This is a genomic window from Micromonospora parva (assembly GCF_040649675.1).
GTDB lineage: Bacteria > Actinomycetota > Actinomycetes > Mycobacteriales > Micromonosporaceae > Micromonospora > Micromonospora parva.
Genome location: NZ_JBEZFX010000008.1, coordinates 1 through 17,075, shown reverse-complemented (window position 1 = coordinate 17,075; position 17,075 = coordinate 1). Strand labels below are relative to the sequence as shown.

Below are 17,075 nucleotides of genomic sequence, written 5' to 3'. Positions count from 1 at the left end.
GGTTCAGGCCGTCGGGCGCTCCCGCTTGGGGAGCTTCGCCACCACCATGTCGTACGACGAGTCGACCGCCTCGGTCAGCTCCTCGTCGCCGATCCCGCCGTCCAGGCGCAGCGTGTTCCACCCGGACCGGCCGATGTAGGCCATCACGCTGGCGTCGCCGGGGTGCCGGTGCAGCCACTCGTCGGCGACCTCCCGGGTCGGCCCGCACTTGACGCCGACCGTCGGTTTGCCCCCGGCGCTGCCGAGGAACGCGAAGATCCGGCTGCCCACCTTCACCACCTCGTCGCCCTCCCACGGCTGGTCCAGCCATGCTCCCGGCTTGGCCAGGCAGTACGCCAGCATCTCCGCGCGCTCCATGGGTGCCTCCTCGTCGTGCGCACAGTGTGCCCGCCCGACCGCCGTCGCGGGCGCGACGTGCCGATCCGGGTGTGTGCTCAGGACGCGCCGGATCCGGCGGTCTGCTCGGACGAGCGGGCGGCGACCCGCTCGTAGCGCTGTCGGGCCGCCTGTGCGCTGCCCAACCCCAACCCGTACGCGATCGCCTGCCAGGTCAGCCCCCGGTCGCGGGCCAGTGTCAACAGGCCGGCTTCCAGGGCGTCCAGCTCGGCGCGGACGTGAGGCAGCAGGGTCAGCGCGGCGGTCAGGTCGGCGGCGTCGACCGGCTCCTCCGTCGGTTCGCGTTCGGCCCCGCCGGCGGCCAGCGCGGTGACCAGGGCGACCGCCTCCCACGGGTCCAGCACGTACGGGTGGGCCCAGCGGCCCCGCTGGGCGTCGGTGCCGGCGTGCCGCTCGGCGATCCGGTGCAACGCCTCGTGCGTGCGGTGGGCGCGGGCGCGGGCCGGGTGGGGCGCGGTGAACGGATCGTCCGTCGTCATACCCCGAGCACACATCATCAACGCCCGGTTGTCAACAGAACGTTCAAATCTCGTCGTGGGTCCCCTCGCGGCCGACCCCCGGGCGCATCGCCCGCTCGGCTGCCGGCTCGGCGGGATGGGTACCGTCGGGGGCATGCCCCTGCCGCCCGGTGACCGCACCAGCGACCCCGACCTGGCGGCCCTGGCTGACCTGCTCGCCGGGCCCCTGCTGCCGGCGGCGCGCGGGCTGCTGGGCTGCCGCCTGCACGCCGGCGGGGTCACCGTCCGGATCACCGAGGTCGAGGCGTACGCGGGAACCGGCGGCGATCCCGCTTCGCACGCCCATCGGGGCCGCACTCCACGCAACGCCGTGATGTTCGGCCCCGCCGGGTACGCCTACGTCTACTTCACCTACGGCATGCACTGGTGCGTCAACGTGGTCACCGGGGTCGAGGGGACGGCCACCGCCGTGCTGCTGCGCGCCGGTGAGGTGGTCGACGGGCTGGCCACCGCACGGGAGCGCCGGCCGGCCATCCGACGGGACGTGGACCTGGCCCGGGGGCCCGCCCGGCTCTGCTCCGCGCTCGGCATCGACCGTGAGGCGTACGGCGCGTACCTGCTCGGCGACGGCCCGGTCCGGCTGCGGCCGCCGGCCCGGCCGGTGCCGCAGGAGGCGGTGGCGGCGGGTCCCCGGGTGGGCGTGACCGGCGCGCACGACCTGCCCTGGCGGTTCTGGCTGGACGGCGATCCCACTGTGAGCGCGTATCGCCGGCACGTGCCCCGCGTCCGGCGCTGAACGCGCCCGGCGGCGTGTGAGCGGCGGAGTGTGTCAGTGGGTGTGGCCATAATCACCGGACCTGCTCACCGACGGTACGGAGGACGCCATGGCAACGCTGCTCGCGATCGGCACGGCGAAGGGGTTGTTTCTCGCCACCAGCACTGACGACCGGCGCAGTTGGGAGATCACCGGTCCACACTTTCCGATGACCGGTGTCTACGCGGTGGCTATCGACACCCGCCGTCCCACCCCACGGCTGCTCGCCGGCATGACCAGCTCACACTTCGGCCCGAGTGTCGCCACCAGCGACGACCTCGGTGCTTCCTGGGACGAGCCCGACCAGGCGCCGGTCGCGTTCCCGGCCGACACCGGCGTCTCCCTCGGGCGGGTCTGGCAGTTGACGCCGGCCGGCCCCGACGAGCCGGACGTGGTCTGGGCCGGCACCGAGCCCTCGGCGTTGTTCAAGTCGACCGACGGTGGCCGCAGCTTCGAGCTGGTCCGTTCCCTCTGGGACCACCCGCACCGTCCGCAGTGGGAGGCCGGCTTCGGCGGTCAGGCCGTGCACACCGTGCTGCCCCACCCGCGTGACAGGGCTCGGCTGCTGGTCGCCATGTCCACCGGTGGGGTCTACCGCTCGGAGGACGCCGGGGCGAGCTGGACGCCGGGTAACACCGGCATCCGCGCCTACTTCATGCCCGACGAGTGGCCGGAGTTCGGCCAGTGCGTGCACAAGGTCGCCCGGGACGCCGGCAACCCCGAGCGGCTGTACGCGCAGAACCACCACGGCGTCTACCGCTCCGACGACGACGGCCGCACCTGGTCCTCGATCGCCGACGGGCTGCCCAGCGACTTCGGCTTCCCGATGGTGGCCCACCCGGGGCGCGCCGGCACGGTGTGGACCTTCCCGCTGGTGGCCGACGGGGAGCGGTTCCCGACCGATCACCGCTGCCGGGTGTTCCGCTCCGCCGACGCGGGCGGCAAGTGGGAGCCGCTGTCGGTCGGGCTGCCCGAGGGGCCGTTCTATCCGGCGGTGCTGCGTGACGCGATGTGCGCCGATGACGCCAGCCCCGGCGGGGTCTACTTCGGCACCCGCTCCGGTTCGGTCTTCGCCAGCCGCGACGAGGGTGACTCCTGGTCGACGGTCGCGGCGCACCTGCCCGACGTGCTCTGCGTTCGCGCCGCGGAGGTCTGAGCATGGTCACCGTGCTGTTGCCCGGCCCGCTACGCGGCGAGGCCGGAGGTGCGAGTCGGCTGAGCGTCACCGCCGCCGGGACGCTGCGGGCGGTCCTCGACGAAATGGCCGTCGCGCACCCCCGGCTGGCTCGGCGCATCCGCGACGAGCGTGGCGAGCTGCGCCGCTACGTCAACGTCTTCGTCGACGGGGAGGACTGCCGGCACTCCGGCGGTCTGGCCACCCCGGTCAGCGACGGCGCGGAGGTGCAGGTGTTGCCCTCGGTCGCGGGCGGCTGACCGCGCCGGCACCGCCGGGCGGTGTCGACCTGGATGTCGGGTTGCGGCGAGTGACCGGCGCCACTGCGGGGTGTCCCGCCGGCGGAATAGTTGCGTCGTCAAATAAGTTGTGGCCTGCGTCCGGGTACCACGACGGCACCTGGTTGACACGCGAGGAGCTGGTCATGCAGTTCGGAATCTTCACCGTCGGTGACGTCACTGTCGATCCGACCACCGGTCGGGAGCCGACCGAGCATGAGCGGATCAAGGCGATGGTCGCGATCGCGTTGAAGGCCGAGGAGGTCGGCCTGGACGTCTTCGCCACCGGCGAGCACCACAACCCGCCGTTCGTGCCGTCGTCACCGACCACCATGCTCGGCTACATCGCGGCGCGTACCGAACGCCTGCTGCTGTCCACCGCCACCACGCTGATCACCACCAACGACCCGGTGAAGATCGCCGAGGACTACGCGATGCTCCAGCACCTGTCCGGTGGCCGGGTGGACCTCATGATGGGCCGCGGCAACACCGGCCCGGTCTACCCGTGGTTCGGCAAGGACATCCGCGCCGGCATCCCGCTGGCCATCGAGAACTACGACCTGCTGCACCGGCTGTGGCGCGAGGACGTGGTCGACTGGAAGGGCAAGTACCGCACCCCGTTGCAGTCGTTCACCTCGACGCCGCGCCCGCTCGACGGCGTGCCCCCGTTCGTCTGGCACGGCTCGATCCGCAGCCCGGAGATCGCCGAGCAGGCCGCCTACTACGGTGACGGCTTCTTCGCCAACCACATCTTCTGGCCCAAGGAGCACACCCAGCGGATGATCGGGCTCTACCGCCAGCGGTTCGCGCACTACGGCCACGGCTCCGCCGACCAGGCGATCGTCGGCCTCGGCGGGCAGGTGTTCATGCGCCGCAACTCGCAGGACGCGGTCCGGGAGTTCCGGCCCTACTTCGACAACGCCCCGGTCTACGGGCACGGGCCGTCGCTGGAGGAGTTCACCCGGGAGACGCCGCTGACCGTGGGCAGCCCGCAGCAGGTCATCGACCGCACCCTCGGCTTCCGCGAGTACGTCGGTGACTACCAGCGGCAGCTGTTTCTGATGGACCACGCGGGTCTGCCGCTGAAGACCGTGCTGGAGCAGCTCGACCTGCTCGGCGAGGAGGTCGTGCCGGTGCTGCGCAAGGAGTTCGACGCGCTGCGTCCGGCGCACGTGCCGGCCGCGCCGACGCACGCCTCGCTGGTCGCCGCCGCCGGCGGCGCCAAGGACAGCACCGTGCACGCCGTCGACGACGTGACCGGCAAGGCACCGGAGGGGGCGACCCGATGACCCGCCGCAGCCTGGCCGTCATCTCGGCGGGGCTGAGTCAGCCCTCGTCGACCCGGCTGCTCGCCGACCAGCTCGCCGCGGCCACCCGCGACGAGCTGGTCCGGCGCGGCTCCGAGGTGCAGCTGCACGTCGTCGACCTGCGCGAGTACGCCCACGACGTGGTGAACAACATGCTCACCGGGTTCGCACCCGCGGCGCTGCGCGAGGTCATCGACACGGTGACCGGGGCGGACGGGATCATCGCCGTCACCCCGATCTTCAGTGCCTCGTACAACGGGCTGTTCAAGTCCTTCTTCGACGTGCTGGATGCCGAGTCGCTGATCGACCGCCCGGTGCTGATCGGCGCCACCGGCGGCACCGCCCGACACTCCCTCGCTCTGGAGCACGCCGTCCGCCCGATGTTCGCCTACCTCCGGTCGGTGGTGGTCCCGACGGCGGTCTTCGCCGCCCCGGAGGACTGGTCCGACGGCACCGCCGACGGCGCGCTGCGCGCACGGATCCGGCGTGCCGCCGGGGAGTTGGCCGACCAGATCGAGCGCCGACCACCGGCCACCGGGCCGGCCGACCCGTTCGCCCTGACGACCGATTTCCTGCAGATGCTCGGCCGGGGCGACGGCCCGACGGTCAGCTGACCGGGTGGGCGACCAGCACCGGGCAGTGCGCGTGCTGGATCGCCGCCTGACTCACCGACCCGAGCAGCAGACCGGTGAACCCGGCCCGGCCCCGGGTGCCCACGACCAGCAGCGCCGCCGCGCCGCTGGCCTCGATGAGCCCCTGGGCCGCGCCGGCCGCCCAGACCGGATGCTCCCGCACCACCAGGTCGGGATGCCGGGCGCGCACCACGGCGGAGGCGTCGGCCAGCAGCCGCACCGCCTCGGCCTGGTGCGCGGCCTGCGACTCCTCGATCTCCTCCGGCACCGTCCGGCCGCCGTCCGCCGCAACGACGTGCACCAGCACCAGCGGCACGTCCCGCAGCGCCGCCTCGTCGGCGCCGACGCTCACGGCGAGGCCTGACGACTCGGACCCGTCGACGCCGACCAGCACCGGACCGTCCACCGGGATCGGCTGCTCGTCCGGGCGGACCACCAGCACCGGGCAGTGCGCGTGCGCCGCCACCTGCGCGCCGACCGAGCCGAGGAGCAGCCCGGCGAACCCGCCCCGGCCGCGGCTGCCCACCACCACCAGCTCCGCCCGGCGGGACTCCTCGATCAGGGTGGCGCCCGGGCCCCCGGTGACCTGACGCGCCTCGACAGCGAGGCGGGGCCACCGCTCGCCCAGCTCGGCCGCGGTGCGCTCCAGCATCTTCTGCGCCTCCTCGGAGGGCGCCGGCACGCCGATCTCGTACGGGTTGAGCGGCACGCCGTAGCCGAACGGATGCAGGTAACCGTGCACCACCAGCAGCGGCCGGGATCGGAGCTGCGCGGCCCGGGCCGCGTGCTCGGCGGCGACGAGGCTGGACGGCGATCCGTCCACACCCACCACGACAGGTCGGTTCATCGGCACTCCCTGGGTCGGTCAGGTCATTGTCGGCGTTGCCCGGCCGCCGCGCCGTGGAACGCGCCGGCCCGGGCCGACCGACCGCCGCCGCCTGAGCCCGCGTCGGAGCACCCGGAGCCGGCGTCGGAGCACCGGTGCGCGCCGCCCGGGCCGTGCGGTGTCAGCTCTGCCGACCCTCGCGGCGACGCCGGACGACCACCACCGGGCTGTGCGCGTGATGCAGCACCGCGTGGCTCACCGAGCCGAGCAGCATGCCGGCCAGCGCGCCCCGACCGCGCGCCCCGACCACGGTGAGCTGCGCGGCGGCCGACTCCTCGACGAGGACCTTCGCCGGCCCGCCGTACGTGACGCGGCGCCGCACCGGCACGTCCGGGTACCGCTCGCACCAGCCGGCGAGGGCCTCGGCGAGCACCCGCTCCTCCTCGGCGGCGAGCGCTTCCACGTCGTACGCCACCGGCAGGAGGTCGCTCGGCGGGACCGGCATGATCCAGGCGTGCACGGCGAGCAGCTCGGTACCCCGCAACGAGGCCTCGTCGAAGGCGAAACCCAGCGCCTGGTCGGACCGGGGCGAGCCGTCCACCCCGACCAGGACCGGCCCGTCGGCGCGGGCCTCACCCTTGACGACGAGCACCGGGCAGTCGGCGTGGGCGGAGACCTGCACCGCGACCGAACCCATCAGCAGTCCGCCGAAGCCGCCCAGGCCCCGGCTTCCGAGCACCAGCAGCGCCGCGTCCCGGGCCTCGGCCAGAAGCACCGGCGTGGCCGCGCCGTCGACCACCGCGCCGGTGACGGCGACGTCCGGCGTGACCTTGCCGGCCTCGGTCACCGCCTCGGCGACCACCTGCTCGGCCTGTTGGCGAAGCCCGGCGTGCGGGGGAGCGCCCGGCGCCGGCGCGAGCGACACGTCGTAGAGCGGCCAGATGAACGCGTGCACCACCCGCAGCGGGCGGCCTCGCGTCCCGGCTTCCCGGGCGGCGACCCGCACCGCCTCCAGCGCGGATGTCGAACCGTCCACGGCCACCACCACGGGGGCACCGGATCTGCTGGTCATCACGTCCTCCTTCGTTTCGTCCGTCTTCATCCTCGCCGCGTGCCGGCCCGACGATCAGGGGCGGACGGTAAGGGGGCGGGGGCCGTTGGTCCCGTCATCGCCCCGGTCGGCGTCGGTGGCCGACGATCGGGTCAGCCGCAGCACCAGCCCCGGCAGTACGCTGACCGCCGCGCAGGCCAGCAGCACGCTCGGTGCCAGCGCTTCGGTGCCGAGCAGGTCCCGCAGCGGAGCGAGCAGCACCCCACCGACCTGCAGCAGCGCCGACACCGCGACCGCGACGAGCAGGCCGGGGTTCCCGCTTCGGGTGCCCGCCGGCCGGGGTGCCCGGACGGCCAGCGCCACACCGAGTTGGGCGAGCCCGAGCACCACGAAGACCACCGACTGCCAGGGCAGCTCCCGCTGGGCGGCGAACACCCCGGCGCCGAGCACGACGGCGGCGATCAGCGCGCCGGTGAGCAGGACGTCGCGACCGAGCCCGGCGCCGAGCACCGATTCCTGCGGTGAGCGTGGTGCTCGGCGTAGCGTCCCGGGTTCGGCCGGCTCCGCGCCGAGTGCCACCCCGGGGACCCCGTGGGTCAGCAGGTTGATCCAGAGGATCTGGGCGGGCAGCAGCGGTACGGGCAGACCGAACAGCGGACCGATCAGCATCACCAGGATCTCCGCCACCCCACCGGAGAGGGCGTACCGCAGGAACCTGCGGATGTTGTCGTAGATGCGCCGGCCCTCGCCGATCGCGTTGGCCACTGTGCTCAGTTCGTCGTCGACGAGCACCAGGTCGGCCGCCTGCCGGGCGACCTCGGTGCCGCCTCCCATGGCCACCCCGATGTCGGCGCGGCGCAGCGCTGGCGCGTCGTTGACCCCGTCGCCGGTCATCGCCACCACCTCGCCGCGGGCCTGCAGACCGGCGATGATGTCGAGCTTCTGCTCCGGCTGGGTCCGGGCGAAGATCCGGGTGTCCGGGTGCGCCGCCTGGTCGTCGTCGCCGTTGGCGAGGGGGTCGCCGGCGCGCCAGAGGCCGAGACGACCACCGATCGCGGTGGCCGTGGCCGGGTGGTCTCCGGTGATCAGCAGCAGCCGTACCCCGGCGGTGTCGAAGCTGTCCGCGACCCGCGCGGCGCCCTCGCGCAGCGGGTCGCCCACGGCGACCAGTCCCACCGGCCGCAACCCGGTGGGGGAGGCGGGGTCGGGCACGGTCTCCACCAGGGCGGCGGCCACGGCGAGCACCCGCAACCCTTCGGTGGCCAACCGGTGGGCGGTGCTGGTCAGTTCGGCGATCTCCTCGTCGGTGGCGTCGAGCAGCGGTGCGCCGAGGACACTCTCCGGGGCGCCCTTGCAGACCACCAGGTAGCGCTGGTCGCAGGAGCGGTGCACGGTGACCATCCGGCGTTGCGCCTGGTCGAAGGGGTGCTCGGCGACCCGGGGCCACGCCGTGCGGGTGGCCTGCGGGTCGAGGCCACAGCGGGCGGCGAAGGCGACGAGCGCCGCTTCGAGCGGGTCACCCACCGCGCCCCACTCGGGTCGCTCGTCGTCCGGCGGCGACAGCGCGGCGTCGTTGCAGAGCAGCCCGGCCCGCGCCAGGTGGCGCAGCCCGTCCGGTACGGCCACCGCCTGCCCGTCCCGGTGCACGGTGCCGGTCGGGGCGTACCCGCTGCCGGTGACCCCGTACCGGGCGCCGTCGCCGGTGACCGCCTGCTGCACCGCCATCCGCCCCTCGGTGAGGGTGCCGGTCTTGTCGGAGGCGATCACCGTGACCGAGCCGAGAGTCTCGACCGCGTGCAGTTGACGGGGGATGGCGTGTGCGGCAGCCATCCGACGTGCGCCCAGGGCCAGGGCCAGCGTCACCACCGCCGGGAGCGACTCGGGCACCGCGGCGACCACCAGGCTCACCGCTGTGATCGCCATGTCGACAACGGGCCGGCCGCCGACCACCCCGATGGCGAAGACCAACCCGGACACTGCCACCGCGACCAGGCCGAGCACCCGACCCAGGGCGGAGAGTCGGCGTTGCAGCGGAGTGCCGGTCGGCCGGGTGCCCGCGACCAGGGCGCTGATCCGACCGAGGGCGCTCGCCGCTCCCGTGCGCAGCACGGTGCCGGTCGCCCGGCCGATGGTGACGACCGTCCCGGCCAGCGCCTCCTCACCGGCGACACGTCCGACCGTCACCGACTCGCCGGTCAGTGCGGACTCGTCCAGGTGCAGCCGGCTCGCCTCGATCAGGGACAGGTCGGCCGGGACGACGTCGCCCGCCTCGACCCGGACCAGATCACCGCGCACGATGTCGGCGGCGGGCACCACCAGTTCCCGGCCGTCGCGGACCACCCGTGCGGTGGGCGCGGCGAGTTGGTCCAGCGCGGCGATGGCGCGGTCGGCGCGTACCTCCTGCACCACGCCGATCACGGTGTTCACCAGGACGACCAGGAAGATCACCGCGGTGTCCGGGTAGTCGCCGAGCGCCGCGGTGACGGCCGCCGCGGCGAGCAGCAACGCCACCAACGGGTCGGTGAGCTGGTGCAGGACCCGTGCGGTCACCGGCTGGCGCGGTGGCGCAGCGACGGTGTTGGGGCCGGTGGCGCGCAGACGGGCGGCTGCCTCGGCCGCGTCGAGCCCCACCGACACGTCCCGGTCAACGGGGTCCACCAGGATCCCGTCCCGTCCGCCGATCGTCGTCACCAGTGACCTCCCCGTCGCTCGCGGCGGGCCACCGGCCGCCGTCGGGTCCCACCATGGCGCTGCCCGACCACCCCCGGGCAGAGGCGTTTGCACCTGTGGCGCCCGGGACCAAAGACCCGTCCGCGACACCCTCCCTTGTGTGGAAGTACGTATGTACGTAGTATCGACGTATGAGCACCGTGGAAGAGCGACTCTCCGCGCTGGAGGCACAGGTCGCCGCCCTGACCGAGCACGTGACGTCGGCCCCCGCGCCGTCCGACGCGCCGCCCACGCCGGAGGGCACGTTCTGGGCCCTCGACGGCCTCAAGCAGCGCCTGCCGGCCGACGGCACCGGCGCCGTGCTCTACACCGGCACGGTTCGCGTCGCGGACCAGCACTACGACTGGCAGTACGGGCGCACCGTCGACGACCTGCTCGCCGCCGACTGGACGGAACTGGCCGGCGCACTCTCCGCGCTGGCGCACACGGTGCGGCTGCGGCTGCTACGGGAGGTCCTCGGTGGACGGCAGGGCACCGGCGAGCTGGCCGAGATCGAGGACCTGGGCACCACCGGTCAGCTGCACCACCACCTGCGCCAGCTCACCGCAGCCGGTTGGCTGCGCAGCGTCGGCCGGGGCCGCTACGCCGTGCCCGCCGAACGCGTGGTGCCACTGCTGGCCATCCTCGCCGCCGCCGCCGGCCGCTGACGCCGGCCCGGTCGCCGCACCGATCGTCGCGCCACCGACCCGCACAGCCCGCTCGACCGAAGGACCCCCATGCGGAGAACAGTCGTCATCGCCCTCGTCGTCGCGCTCGCCGCCAGCCTCGTCGGGGCGGCGCTGATGCCCCGCGTTCCCCGCCTCGGCGCGCAGGTCACCGGTGACGACGACCTCGCCCGCCTCGCCCGGATGGCAGTGCCCGACCCGAAGGGGCACCGCGGGCTCGCCGTCGCCCTGGTCGAGAACGGCCGGATCCGCACCGCCGGCCTGGGCGACCGGGACGCCGACGGCCAACCCGTCGAGGCCGGCACCGCGTTCGAGATCGGCTCGGTCACCAAGGTCCTCACCGGCATGCTCCTGGCCGACCAGGCCGCCGCCGGCGTCGTCCACCCCGACGACCGGCTCGGCGCCACCTGGCCCGCCCTCACCGGACCCGCCCGCGCCGTGACGCTCGCCGAGCTGGCCAGCCACCGCGCCGGCCTGCCCCGGCTCGCCCCCGGCTCCGTGCTGGGCTGGGCGCGCATCCTCTGGTCCAACGTCTCCGGCGGCAACCCCTACGCCGGGCAGGACATCGACACCATCCGGAACGCCGCCGACCGGGTCAGCCCCGACGCCGACGAGCGCGGCGAGGTCCACTACTCCAACCTCGGGCCGTCCCTGCTCGGCCACGCCCTCGCCGCCAGGGCGGGCGTCGCGTACCCCGATCTGCTGCGGGCGCGGCTGCTCCAGCCGCTCGGCATGAACGCCACGGTGATCGCCACCCACGCCGACGACCTGCCGGCCGGCCGCGCCCACGGCGGCCGGGCCGCTGGCCGGCCGCTCGACCCCTGGTCGGGGGTGGGGTACGCGCCGGCCGGCGTCGGCCCCTGGTCCACCGCCGAGGACCTCGGCCGGCTGGCCGCCGCGACCCTCGCCGGCGCCGCGCCCGGTGCCGACGCCACCACCGCCCGCTTCCGCGAGGACGAGAACAACCGCGTCGGGTACGGCTGGTTCACCACCCGCCACGGCGACCACGAGGTCATCTGGCACAACGGCGCGACGAGCGGGTTCCGGTCCTACCTCGGGCTCGAACGGGCCACCGGCCGGGCCGTGGTGGTGCTCGGCAACACCGACAAGGGAGTCGAGCCGATCGGCCGGCGACTGCTCGGCGTACCGGAGGAGGAGGCGGGGGACGCGGCACCGGTGGCTCCCGTCTGGATCGGCGCGGGCCTCGCGGTGGCGTTCACCTTCCTCGGCGGCCTGTCCCTGCTCCGCACCGCCCGCCGCCGCGAATTGGACCGGGTCACAGTGGTGGCGGCGGTGGTGTGGGCGTTCGCCTATCTCGGGTTGGCGCACCGGATGGGCGACTGGTCGGTGGTGCCGGCGTGGCTGTGGCCGCTCGGGGCCGGTCTGTCCGTGGCGGCAGCGACAGTGGCCGTGACCCGCTGGTCCGCCCTGCCGGTGGTCGACGCGCGAGTGCCGTGGCGTCGCCTGCTGTCGGTGGCCAGCTCCCTGCTCGCCGCCGTGCTGGCGCTCGCCGCCGTGAGCGACTGAGCGAGCCGCGCCGGCCCGCCGTTGCGTACCCTCGGCCGATGACGTCTGATCTGCGGCTGCGCCCGGTCGGTGAGGACGACCTCGTCGAGTTCTTCCGGCACCAGCAGGACCCGGAGGCCAACCGGATGGCCGCGTTCGGCCCGAAGGACCCGTCCGACCGCCGGGAGTTCGCCGCGCACTGGGCCCGGGTGCTCACCAACCCGGCGAACCTGGTCCGCACCGTCGAGGTCGACGGCGACGTGGTCGGCTACGTGAGCGCCTTCCCGGTCGACCAGCAGACCGAGGTCAGCTACTGGATCGACCCGGCACGCTGGGGTCGGGGGCACGCCACGGCGGCCCTGGCCGCCCTGCTGCGCGAGCTGCCCCGGCCGGTGCACGCCCGCGCCGCCAAGGACAACGCCGCCTCGCTCGCGGTGCTGCGCAAGTGCGGGTTCGTGGTGGTCGGTGAAGACTCGGGGTACGCCAACGGCCGCGGCGAAGACGTCGAGGAGTGGCTGCTGGAGCTGCCCGCCGACGCTCCTGACCTGGGCGGGCACTAGTCTCGCGGCGTGAACTGGTTGGATCTCGTCGGCTGGGCCGGCTCCGCGGTGCTGGTCTGGTCGCTGCTGCAGTCGCGCGTCCTGCGACTGCGCGCGATCAACCTCGTCGGCTGCGTCGTGCTGATCGGCTACAACGCCGCGATCGAGGTCTGGCCCATGGTCGGGCTCAACGTGGTGCTCGCGGCGATCAACATCTGGTACCTGCGCGGGATGCTCGCCACCCGGCACGACGACACGACGTACCAGGTGGTGGAGGTCGGCGTCGACGACCAGTTCCTCGCGCACACGCTGCGGGTGCACGCCGCCGACATCGCCCGGTTCAACCCCGGCTTCCACTGGGATCCGGACGCGCCCGGGCGCTCGGCGTTCCTCGTGGTCACTGCCGACGAGGTGGTCGGGGTGGTGCTGTCGCACGCCGAGGCGCCCGGCGTCGCCCAGATCGACCTGGACTACGTCACCCCGAAGTTCCGTGACTTCACCCCGGGCGAGTTCGTCTACCGGCGCAGCCACCTGTTCACCGAACGCGGCTTCCACCGGGTGGTCAGCCCGCCCCGGATGGTCGCCCCCTACTACCACCGGCTCGGCTTCCGACCGGAGGGCGACTCCTACGTCCTCGATCTCCCGGCGTCCTCGACGCCCCCTGCCCGGTAGCGTCACCGCGTCCGATTCGACGTGGCGTCGCCCGGGCAGGATTCGGCCGGCACCGGACGGGGCAAAGACAACGCCTACGCCGGGCGGGCTCGCCGACCGGCGGGTACCGCGCGTACCGGCCGGTGCCACCACCACGAGGGAGCGAACCGGGCGTGCAGAGCTACGGGAGCCAACTGGCCCTGGTCGGAGTCCTGGTCGTGATCAACGCGCTCTTCGCGGGCAGCGAGATGGCGTTGGTGTCGCTGCGGGACAGCCAGATCCAACGGTTGGAGCGCACCAGCCGGGGCGGGCGGGTGCTGGCCCGCCTCGCCAAGGACCCGAACCGCTTCCTGGCCACCATCCAGATCGGCATCACCCTCGCCGGCTTCCTGGCCTCCGCCGCCGCGGCGGTCTCCCTGGCCAAACCCCTGGTGCCGCTGCTCGGCGTGTTCGGCGGCGCCGCCGAGACGGTGGCGATCGTGATCGTCACCCTCGCGCTGACCTTCGTCACCCTGGTCTTCGGCGAGCTGGCGCCCAAGCGGATCGCCATGCAGGCCGCCGAACGGTGGGCGCTGCTGGTGGCCCGCCCCCTCGACCTGCTCGCCAGCCTCACCCGCCCGGCCGTCTGGGCGCTCGGCGCCACCAGCGACGTGGTGGTCCGCCTGGTCGGGCTCAACCCGAAGCACGAGCCGGAGGAGATCGGCCCGGACGAGCTGCGCGACATCGTCGCCGGCAACCACGGCTTCACCAAGGAGCAGCGCACCATCATCGCGGGCGCTGTGGAGATCGCCGACCGACGGCTGCGGGCTGTGCTCGTACCCCGGTTGCAGGTCTTCACGCTCGACAGCGGGACCACCGCGGAGGCCGCGCGGCTCGTGCTGGCCGCCACCGGGCACTCCCGGGCCCCGGTTGTGCGTCACGGCGGCCTGGACGACACGGCCGGAGTGATCCACCTGCGTGACCTGGTGGGTGTGCCCGACGACCGGCCGGTCGACGAGATCGCCCGACCGCCGATGCTGCTGCCGGACTCGCTTCCGGTGGTGGACGCGCTGCGTCAGTTCAAGGCCGAGCGTCAGCACATCGCGCTCGTCGTGGACGAGCGCGGCGCCGTCGACGGGATCGTGACGCTGGAGGACATCCTGGAGGAGATCGTCGGCGAGATCTACGACGAGACCGACCGGGACGGCTACTCGGTACGCCGCGACGCCGACGGCGCGCTGCTGCTGCCCGGCACCTTCCCGGTGCACGACCTTCCCGACATCGGCGTGGAGCTGCCGTCGCGACCGGCCGGTGACTACACCACAGTCGCGGGGCTGGTGCTGGCCCGGCTCGGGCACATCCCCACCGTCGCCGGGGAGGACGTCACGCTGGACGGTTGGGTGCTGATGGTGGCCGGCATCGACCACCGGGCGATCACCGAGGTACGGCTCAGCCGCGTACCCGAGGACACCGACGCGGACGTCGACGAGGCCGCGGAACCGGTGTTGGACGAGGCCCGCAGCTGACCCGTCCGGTGCGGCCGGACGTTCAGGCGGGCGAGAGGTTCTGCAACCGGACCTGACCACGGGCGACCAGCCGCTCGTCGGCGTCGGTGATCTCCACCTGCCAGAGCTGCTGGCTGCGACCCCGGTGCACCGGGGTGCCGACGGCGGTCAGCTCGCCGTCCCGCACGGCCCGCAGGAAGTCGGTCTGGTTCGACACCCCGACCACGGTGCCCCGGTCGGCCAGCCAGAGGGCACCACCCACGCTGGCCGCGGACTCCACGACGGCGCAGTACACCCCGCCGTGCTGGATGCCGAACGGCTGGTGCAACTCCGGGCGGACCTGCCAGCTGATGACCACCCGGTCGGCGCTCGCCTCCTCGAACGTGAGGCCGAGCAGGGCGACCAGGCCACCCGTCAGATCCGGAATCTCCATGGCAAAGCCCTCCTCGATCAACGCGGCGCAAGCCTAGCCGGGGCGGGTTGGGCCAAACCCGGTACGGGTCCGTGCCGGCGATGGGGGAGAATCGGTGACCGTGACCGACAGCAGCCTCCCGCCCCCCGGGCGGGCCTCCCTGACCGATGACCTGCTCTGGCGTGGCCTGATCCAGGACTCGACCGGCCTCGACGAGCTGCGCGAGCTGCTCGACGGTGGGAGTGCCGCCACCTATTACGTGGGCTTCGACCCCACCGCGCCGAGCCTGCACGTCGGCAACCTCATGCAGGTCCTCATGGCCCGCCGGCTGCAACTCGCCGGTCATCGCCCGTTGCTGTTGGTCGGCGGGGCCACCGGGCAGATCGGCGACCCGAAAGAGAGCGCCGAGCGGGCGCTCAACCCGACCGAGGTGATCGCCGGTTGGGTCGAGCGGATCCGCGAGCAGCTCGCGCCCTTCGTGTCGTACACCGGGGACAACGCTGCGCAGCTTGTCAACAACCTGGACTGGACCGGCGAGATGTCGATCGTCGAGTTCCTCCGCGACGTCGGCAAGCACTTCCCGGTGAACAAGATGCTCGCGCGGGAGGTGGTGCGGGCCCGACTGGAGACCGGCATCAGCTTCACCGAGTTCAGCTACCAGCTGTTGCAGGCCAACGACTTCTACGAGCTGCACCGCCGGCACGGCTGTCAGCTCCAGTTCGGCGGCTCCGACCAGTGGGGCAACATCACCGCCGGCGTCGACTACGTGCGCCGGCGGGGGGTGGGGCCGGTGCAGGCGTTCACCACGCCGCTGGTCACCAAGGCCGACGGTACGAAGTTCGGCAAGAGCGAGGGCGGTGCGGTCTGGCTCGACCCGACGATGACCAGCCCGTACGCGTTCTACCAGTTCTGGCTCAACGTGGAGGACCAGGAGGTCGACCGCTACCTGCGGTACTTCAGCTTCCGCTCCCGTGATGAGCTGGAGGAGCTGGCGAAGGCGACCGCCGAACGGCCGGCGGCCCGGTTGGCGCAGCGGGCGCTCGCCGAGGAGCTGACCACCCTGGTGCACGGCGCCGACGAGGCCCGACAGGCGATCGCCGCCAGCCAGGCGCTCTTCGGCCGCGGCTCACTGGACGACCTGGCGCCGGAGACCCTGCGCGCGGCCCTGACCGAGGCGGGCCTCGTACGCCTCACCGGCGAATTGCCGGATGTGGCGGGTCTGCTGCGGGACTCCGGCCTGGTGACCGGCCTCAAGGAAGCCCGACGGGTGATCGCCGAGGGCGGCGCCTACGTCAACAACAACCGGGTGACCGCTGTGGACGCTGTGGTGTCGCCGGCCGATCTGCTGCATGGCCGATACCTGGTGCTGCGCCGGGGGAAGCGCTCGTTCGCGGGCGTTGAGCTGGGTGAATAGTCGTCTGTCGACGATGTGACGGGGGACGCGTCCGGCGGATTTGACGATCATCCCGCCGGACGCGTAACTTTCTCTCTGCCAGCGCGGAACGGACGAAACAGGCGAAAGCCTGAAACGGCCGGAGCGCGGGCCAACGGCCTGGGGGTCGGGCGGGCTCGCCCACCGGAACCCCCGACCGGGAGGTGCCACCAGAAACGCCGCGAGGCGGATTTGGCGCGGCGAAACCGACCGGGTATGGTTACGAGCCGGCGGGGCACCGGGCGGGTCGCGGGAAATCGCGACTGGCCGGCCTGTCGAATCCATGACGAGAACGGCGCAAGCCGGTAGCGACATGGTGCCCGCAATATTGTTGAAGCATGACGAACCGCGAAATATCGGTTTGACAGGGTGGAAACGAGCGGGTAACGTAGTAAAAGTGCCTGGTGCTGAAAGCGCCGGGTGTGAGAGCGGGAAATGCCCCGGTTGGGGTTCCACTTGGGTGGGGCTTGCGGCTGGTGTGTGGTTGTTCTTTGAGAACTCAACAGGGTGCTTGTAAAGCCAGTGCCAATTATGATTTATACCCCGGACTGGTCAGGCCTTTTGGTTTGGCTGGTTGGGATTCCTTTGGCAACAATTTGTTTGTTGTCGGGATAGCTGTTCAACTAATTTTTTGTTGGAGAGTTTGATCCTGGCTCAGGACGAACGCTGGCGGCGTGCTTAACACATGCAAGTCGAGCGGAAAGGCCCTTCGGGGTACTC

17 protein-coding genes and 1 rRNA gene are annotated in these 17,075 nt (G+C 72.9%); 12 read left to right on the top strand and 6 right to left on the bottom strand.

All coding sequences use genetic code 11. The features are described from left to right. Positions 1–3: 3 nt before the first annotated feature. Both AB0C03_RS20500 and AB0C03_RS20495 read right to left on the bottom strand, forming a co-directional pair. Positions 4–357 (bottom strand): MmcQ/YjbR family DNA-binding protein, encoded by a 354-nt coding sequence (locus AB0C03_RS20500; RefSeq protein WP_030335740.1) that lies wholly within the window; start codon positions 355–357, stop codon positions 4–6. A gap of 77 nt (positions 358–434) precedes the next feature. Further along, on the bottom strand, positions 435–875 hold the full coding sequence (locus AB0C03_RS20495; protein WP_036412188.1) for a hypothetical protein: 441 nt from the start codon (positions 873–875) through the stop codon (positions 435–437). 133 nt (positions 876–1,008) lie between these two features. On the opposite strand from AB0C03_RS20495, the gene AB0C03_RS20490 reads away from it, so the two are divergent. The 5 genes from AB0C03_RS20490 (at position 1,009) to AB0C03_RS20470 (ending at position 5,041) form a co-directional block, all read left to right on the top strand. Then, the gene (locus AB0C03_RS20490) at positions 1,009–1,650 is read left to right on the top strand and encodes a DNA-3-methyladenine glycosylase (protein ID WP_357638394.1); all 642 of its coding nucleotides are present in this window, start codon (positions 1,009–1,011) and stop codon (positions 1,648–1,650) included. Between the two features lie 88 nt (positions 1,651–1,738). After that, entirely contained in the window at positions 1,739–2,824 is a 1,086-nt protein-coding gene (locus AB0C03_RS20485) for a WD40/YVTN/BNR-like repeat-containing protein (protein ID WP_210861121.1), read from the top strand. A 2-nt stretch (positions 2,825–2,826) separates the two neighbouring features. After that, positions 2,827–3,102: a ubiquitin-like small modifier protein 1 gene (locus tag AB0C03_RS20480; protein WP_030335746.1), complete on the top strand. Its 276-nt coding sequence runs from the start codon at positions 2,827–2,829 to the stop codon at positions 3,100–3,102. A gap of 164 nt (positions 3,103–3,266) precedes the next feature. Beyond that, positions 3,267–4,409: an LLM class flavin-dependent oxidoreductase gene (locus tag AB0C03_RS20475; RefSeq protein ID WP_030335748.1), complete on the top strand. Its 1,143-nt coding sequence runs from the start codon at positions 3,267–3,269 to the stop codon at positions 4,407–4,409. Further along, on the top strand, positions 4,406–5,041 hold the full coding sequence (locus tag AB0C03_RS20470) for an FMN reductase (protein ID WP_030335749.1): 636 nt from the start codon (positions 4,406–4,408) through the stop codon (positions 5,039–5,041). Before AB0C03_RS20475 ends, AB0C03_RS20470 begins: the two co-directional genes overlap by 4 nt. Here AB0C03_RS20470 and AB0C03_RS20465 read toward each other — a convergent pair. From AB0C03_RS20465 to AB0C03_RS20455, 3 genes are all read right to left on the bottom strand, one after another. Next, positions 5,034–5,912 (bottom strand): universal stress protein, encoded by an 879-nt coding sequence (locus AB0C03_RS20465; protein ID WP_030335751.1) that lies wholly within the window; start codon positions 5,910–5,912, stop codon positions 5,034–5,036. The two genes, AB0C03_RS20470 and AB0C03_RS20465, sit on opposite strands and share 8 nt — an antisense overlap. A gap of 154 nt (positions 5,913–6,066) precedes the next feature. Next, positions 6,067–6,957: a universal stress protein gene (locus tag AB0C03_RS20460; RefSeq protein ID WP_030335753.1), complete on the bottom strand. Its 891-nt coding sequence runs from the start codon at positions 6,955–6,957 to the stop codon at positions 6,067–6,069. A 54-nt stretch (positions 6,958–7,011) separates the two neighbouring features. After that, entirely contained in the window at positions 7,012–9,627 is a 2,616-nt protein-coding gene (locus AB0C03_RS20455; RefSeq protein ID WP_307857898.1) for a cation-translocating P-type ATPase, read from the bottom strand. A gap of 170 nt (positions 9,628–9,797) precedes the next feature. On the opposite strand from AB0C03_RS20455, the gene AB0C03_RS20450 reads away from it, so the two are divergent. From AB0C03_RS20450 to AB0C03_RS20430, 5 genes are all read left to right on the top strand, one after another. Then, entirely contained in the window at positions 9,798–10,313 is a 516-nt protein-coding gene (locus tag AB0C03_RS20450; protein WP_357638391.1) for an ArsR/SmtB family transcription factor, read from the top strand. Between the two features lie 69 nt (positions 10,314–10,382). Further along, the gene (locus AB0C03_RS20445; protein ID WP_357638389.1) at positions 10,383–11,858 is read left to right on the top strand and encodes a serine hydrolase domain-containing protein; all 1,476 of its coding nucleotides are present in this window, start codon (positions 10,383–10,385) and stop codon (positions 11,856–11,858) included. A gap of 38 nt (positions 11,859–11,896) precedes the next feature. Then, entirely contained in the window at positions 11,897–12,397 is a 501-nt protein-coding gene (locus AB0C03_RS20440) for a GNAT family N-acetyltransferase (RefSeq protein ID WP_030335760.1), read from the top strand. A gap of 9 nt (positions 12,398–12,406) precedes the next feature. Continuing rightward, positions 12,407–13,048, top strand: a complete 642-nt coding sequence (locus AB0C03_RS20435; protein ID WP_030335762.1) for a hypothetical protein — start codon at positions 12,407–12,409, stop codon at positions 13,046–13,048. A gap of 152 nt (positions 13,049–13,200) precedes the next feature. Then, positions 13,201–14,532 carry a hemolysin family protein gene (locus AB0C03_RS20430; protein WP_030335764.1) on the top strand — a complete coding sequence of 444 codons (1,332 nt, stop codon included), beginning with the start codon at positions 13,201–13,203 and terminating at the stop codon, positions 14,530–14,532. 22 nt (positions 14,533–14,554) lie between these two features. Here the strand turns inward: AB0C03_RS20430 and AB0C03_RS20425 are convergent, their stop codons facing one another. After that, positions 14,555–14,944: a PaaI family thioesterase gene (locus AB0C03_RS20425; RefSeq protein ID WP_030335766.1), complete on the bottom strand. Its 390-nt coding sequence runs from the start codon at positions 14,942–14,944 to the stop codon at positions 14,555–14,557. A gap of 100 nt (positions 14,945–15,044) precedes the next feature. Here AB0C03_RS20425 and tyrS point away from each other — a divergent pair, with 100 nt between their 5' ends. Both tyrS and AB0C03_RS20415 read left to right on the top strand, forming a co-directional pair. Next, positions 15,045–16,337 carry a tyrosine--tRNA ligase gene (tyrS, locus tag AB0C03_RS20420; protein ID WP_030335768.1) on the top strand — a complete coding sequence of 431 codons (1,293 nt, stop codon included), beginning with the start codon at positions 15,045–15,047 and terminating at the stop codon, positions 16,335–16,337. Positions 16,338–16,986: 649 nt separating this feature from the next. Continuing rightward, a 16S ribosomal RNA gene (locus AB0C03_RS20415) occupies positions 16,987–17,075 on the top strand; the annotation flags it as partial.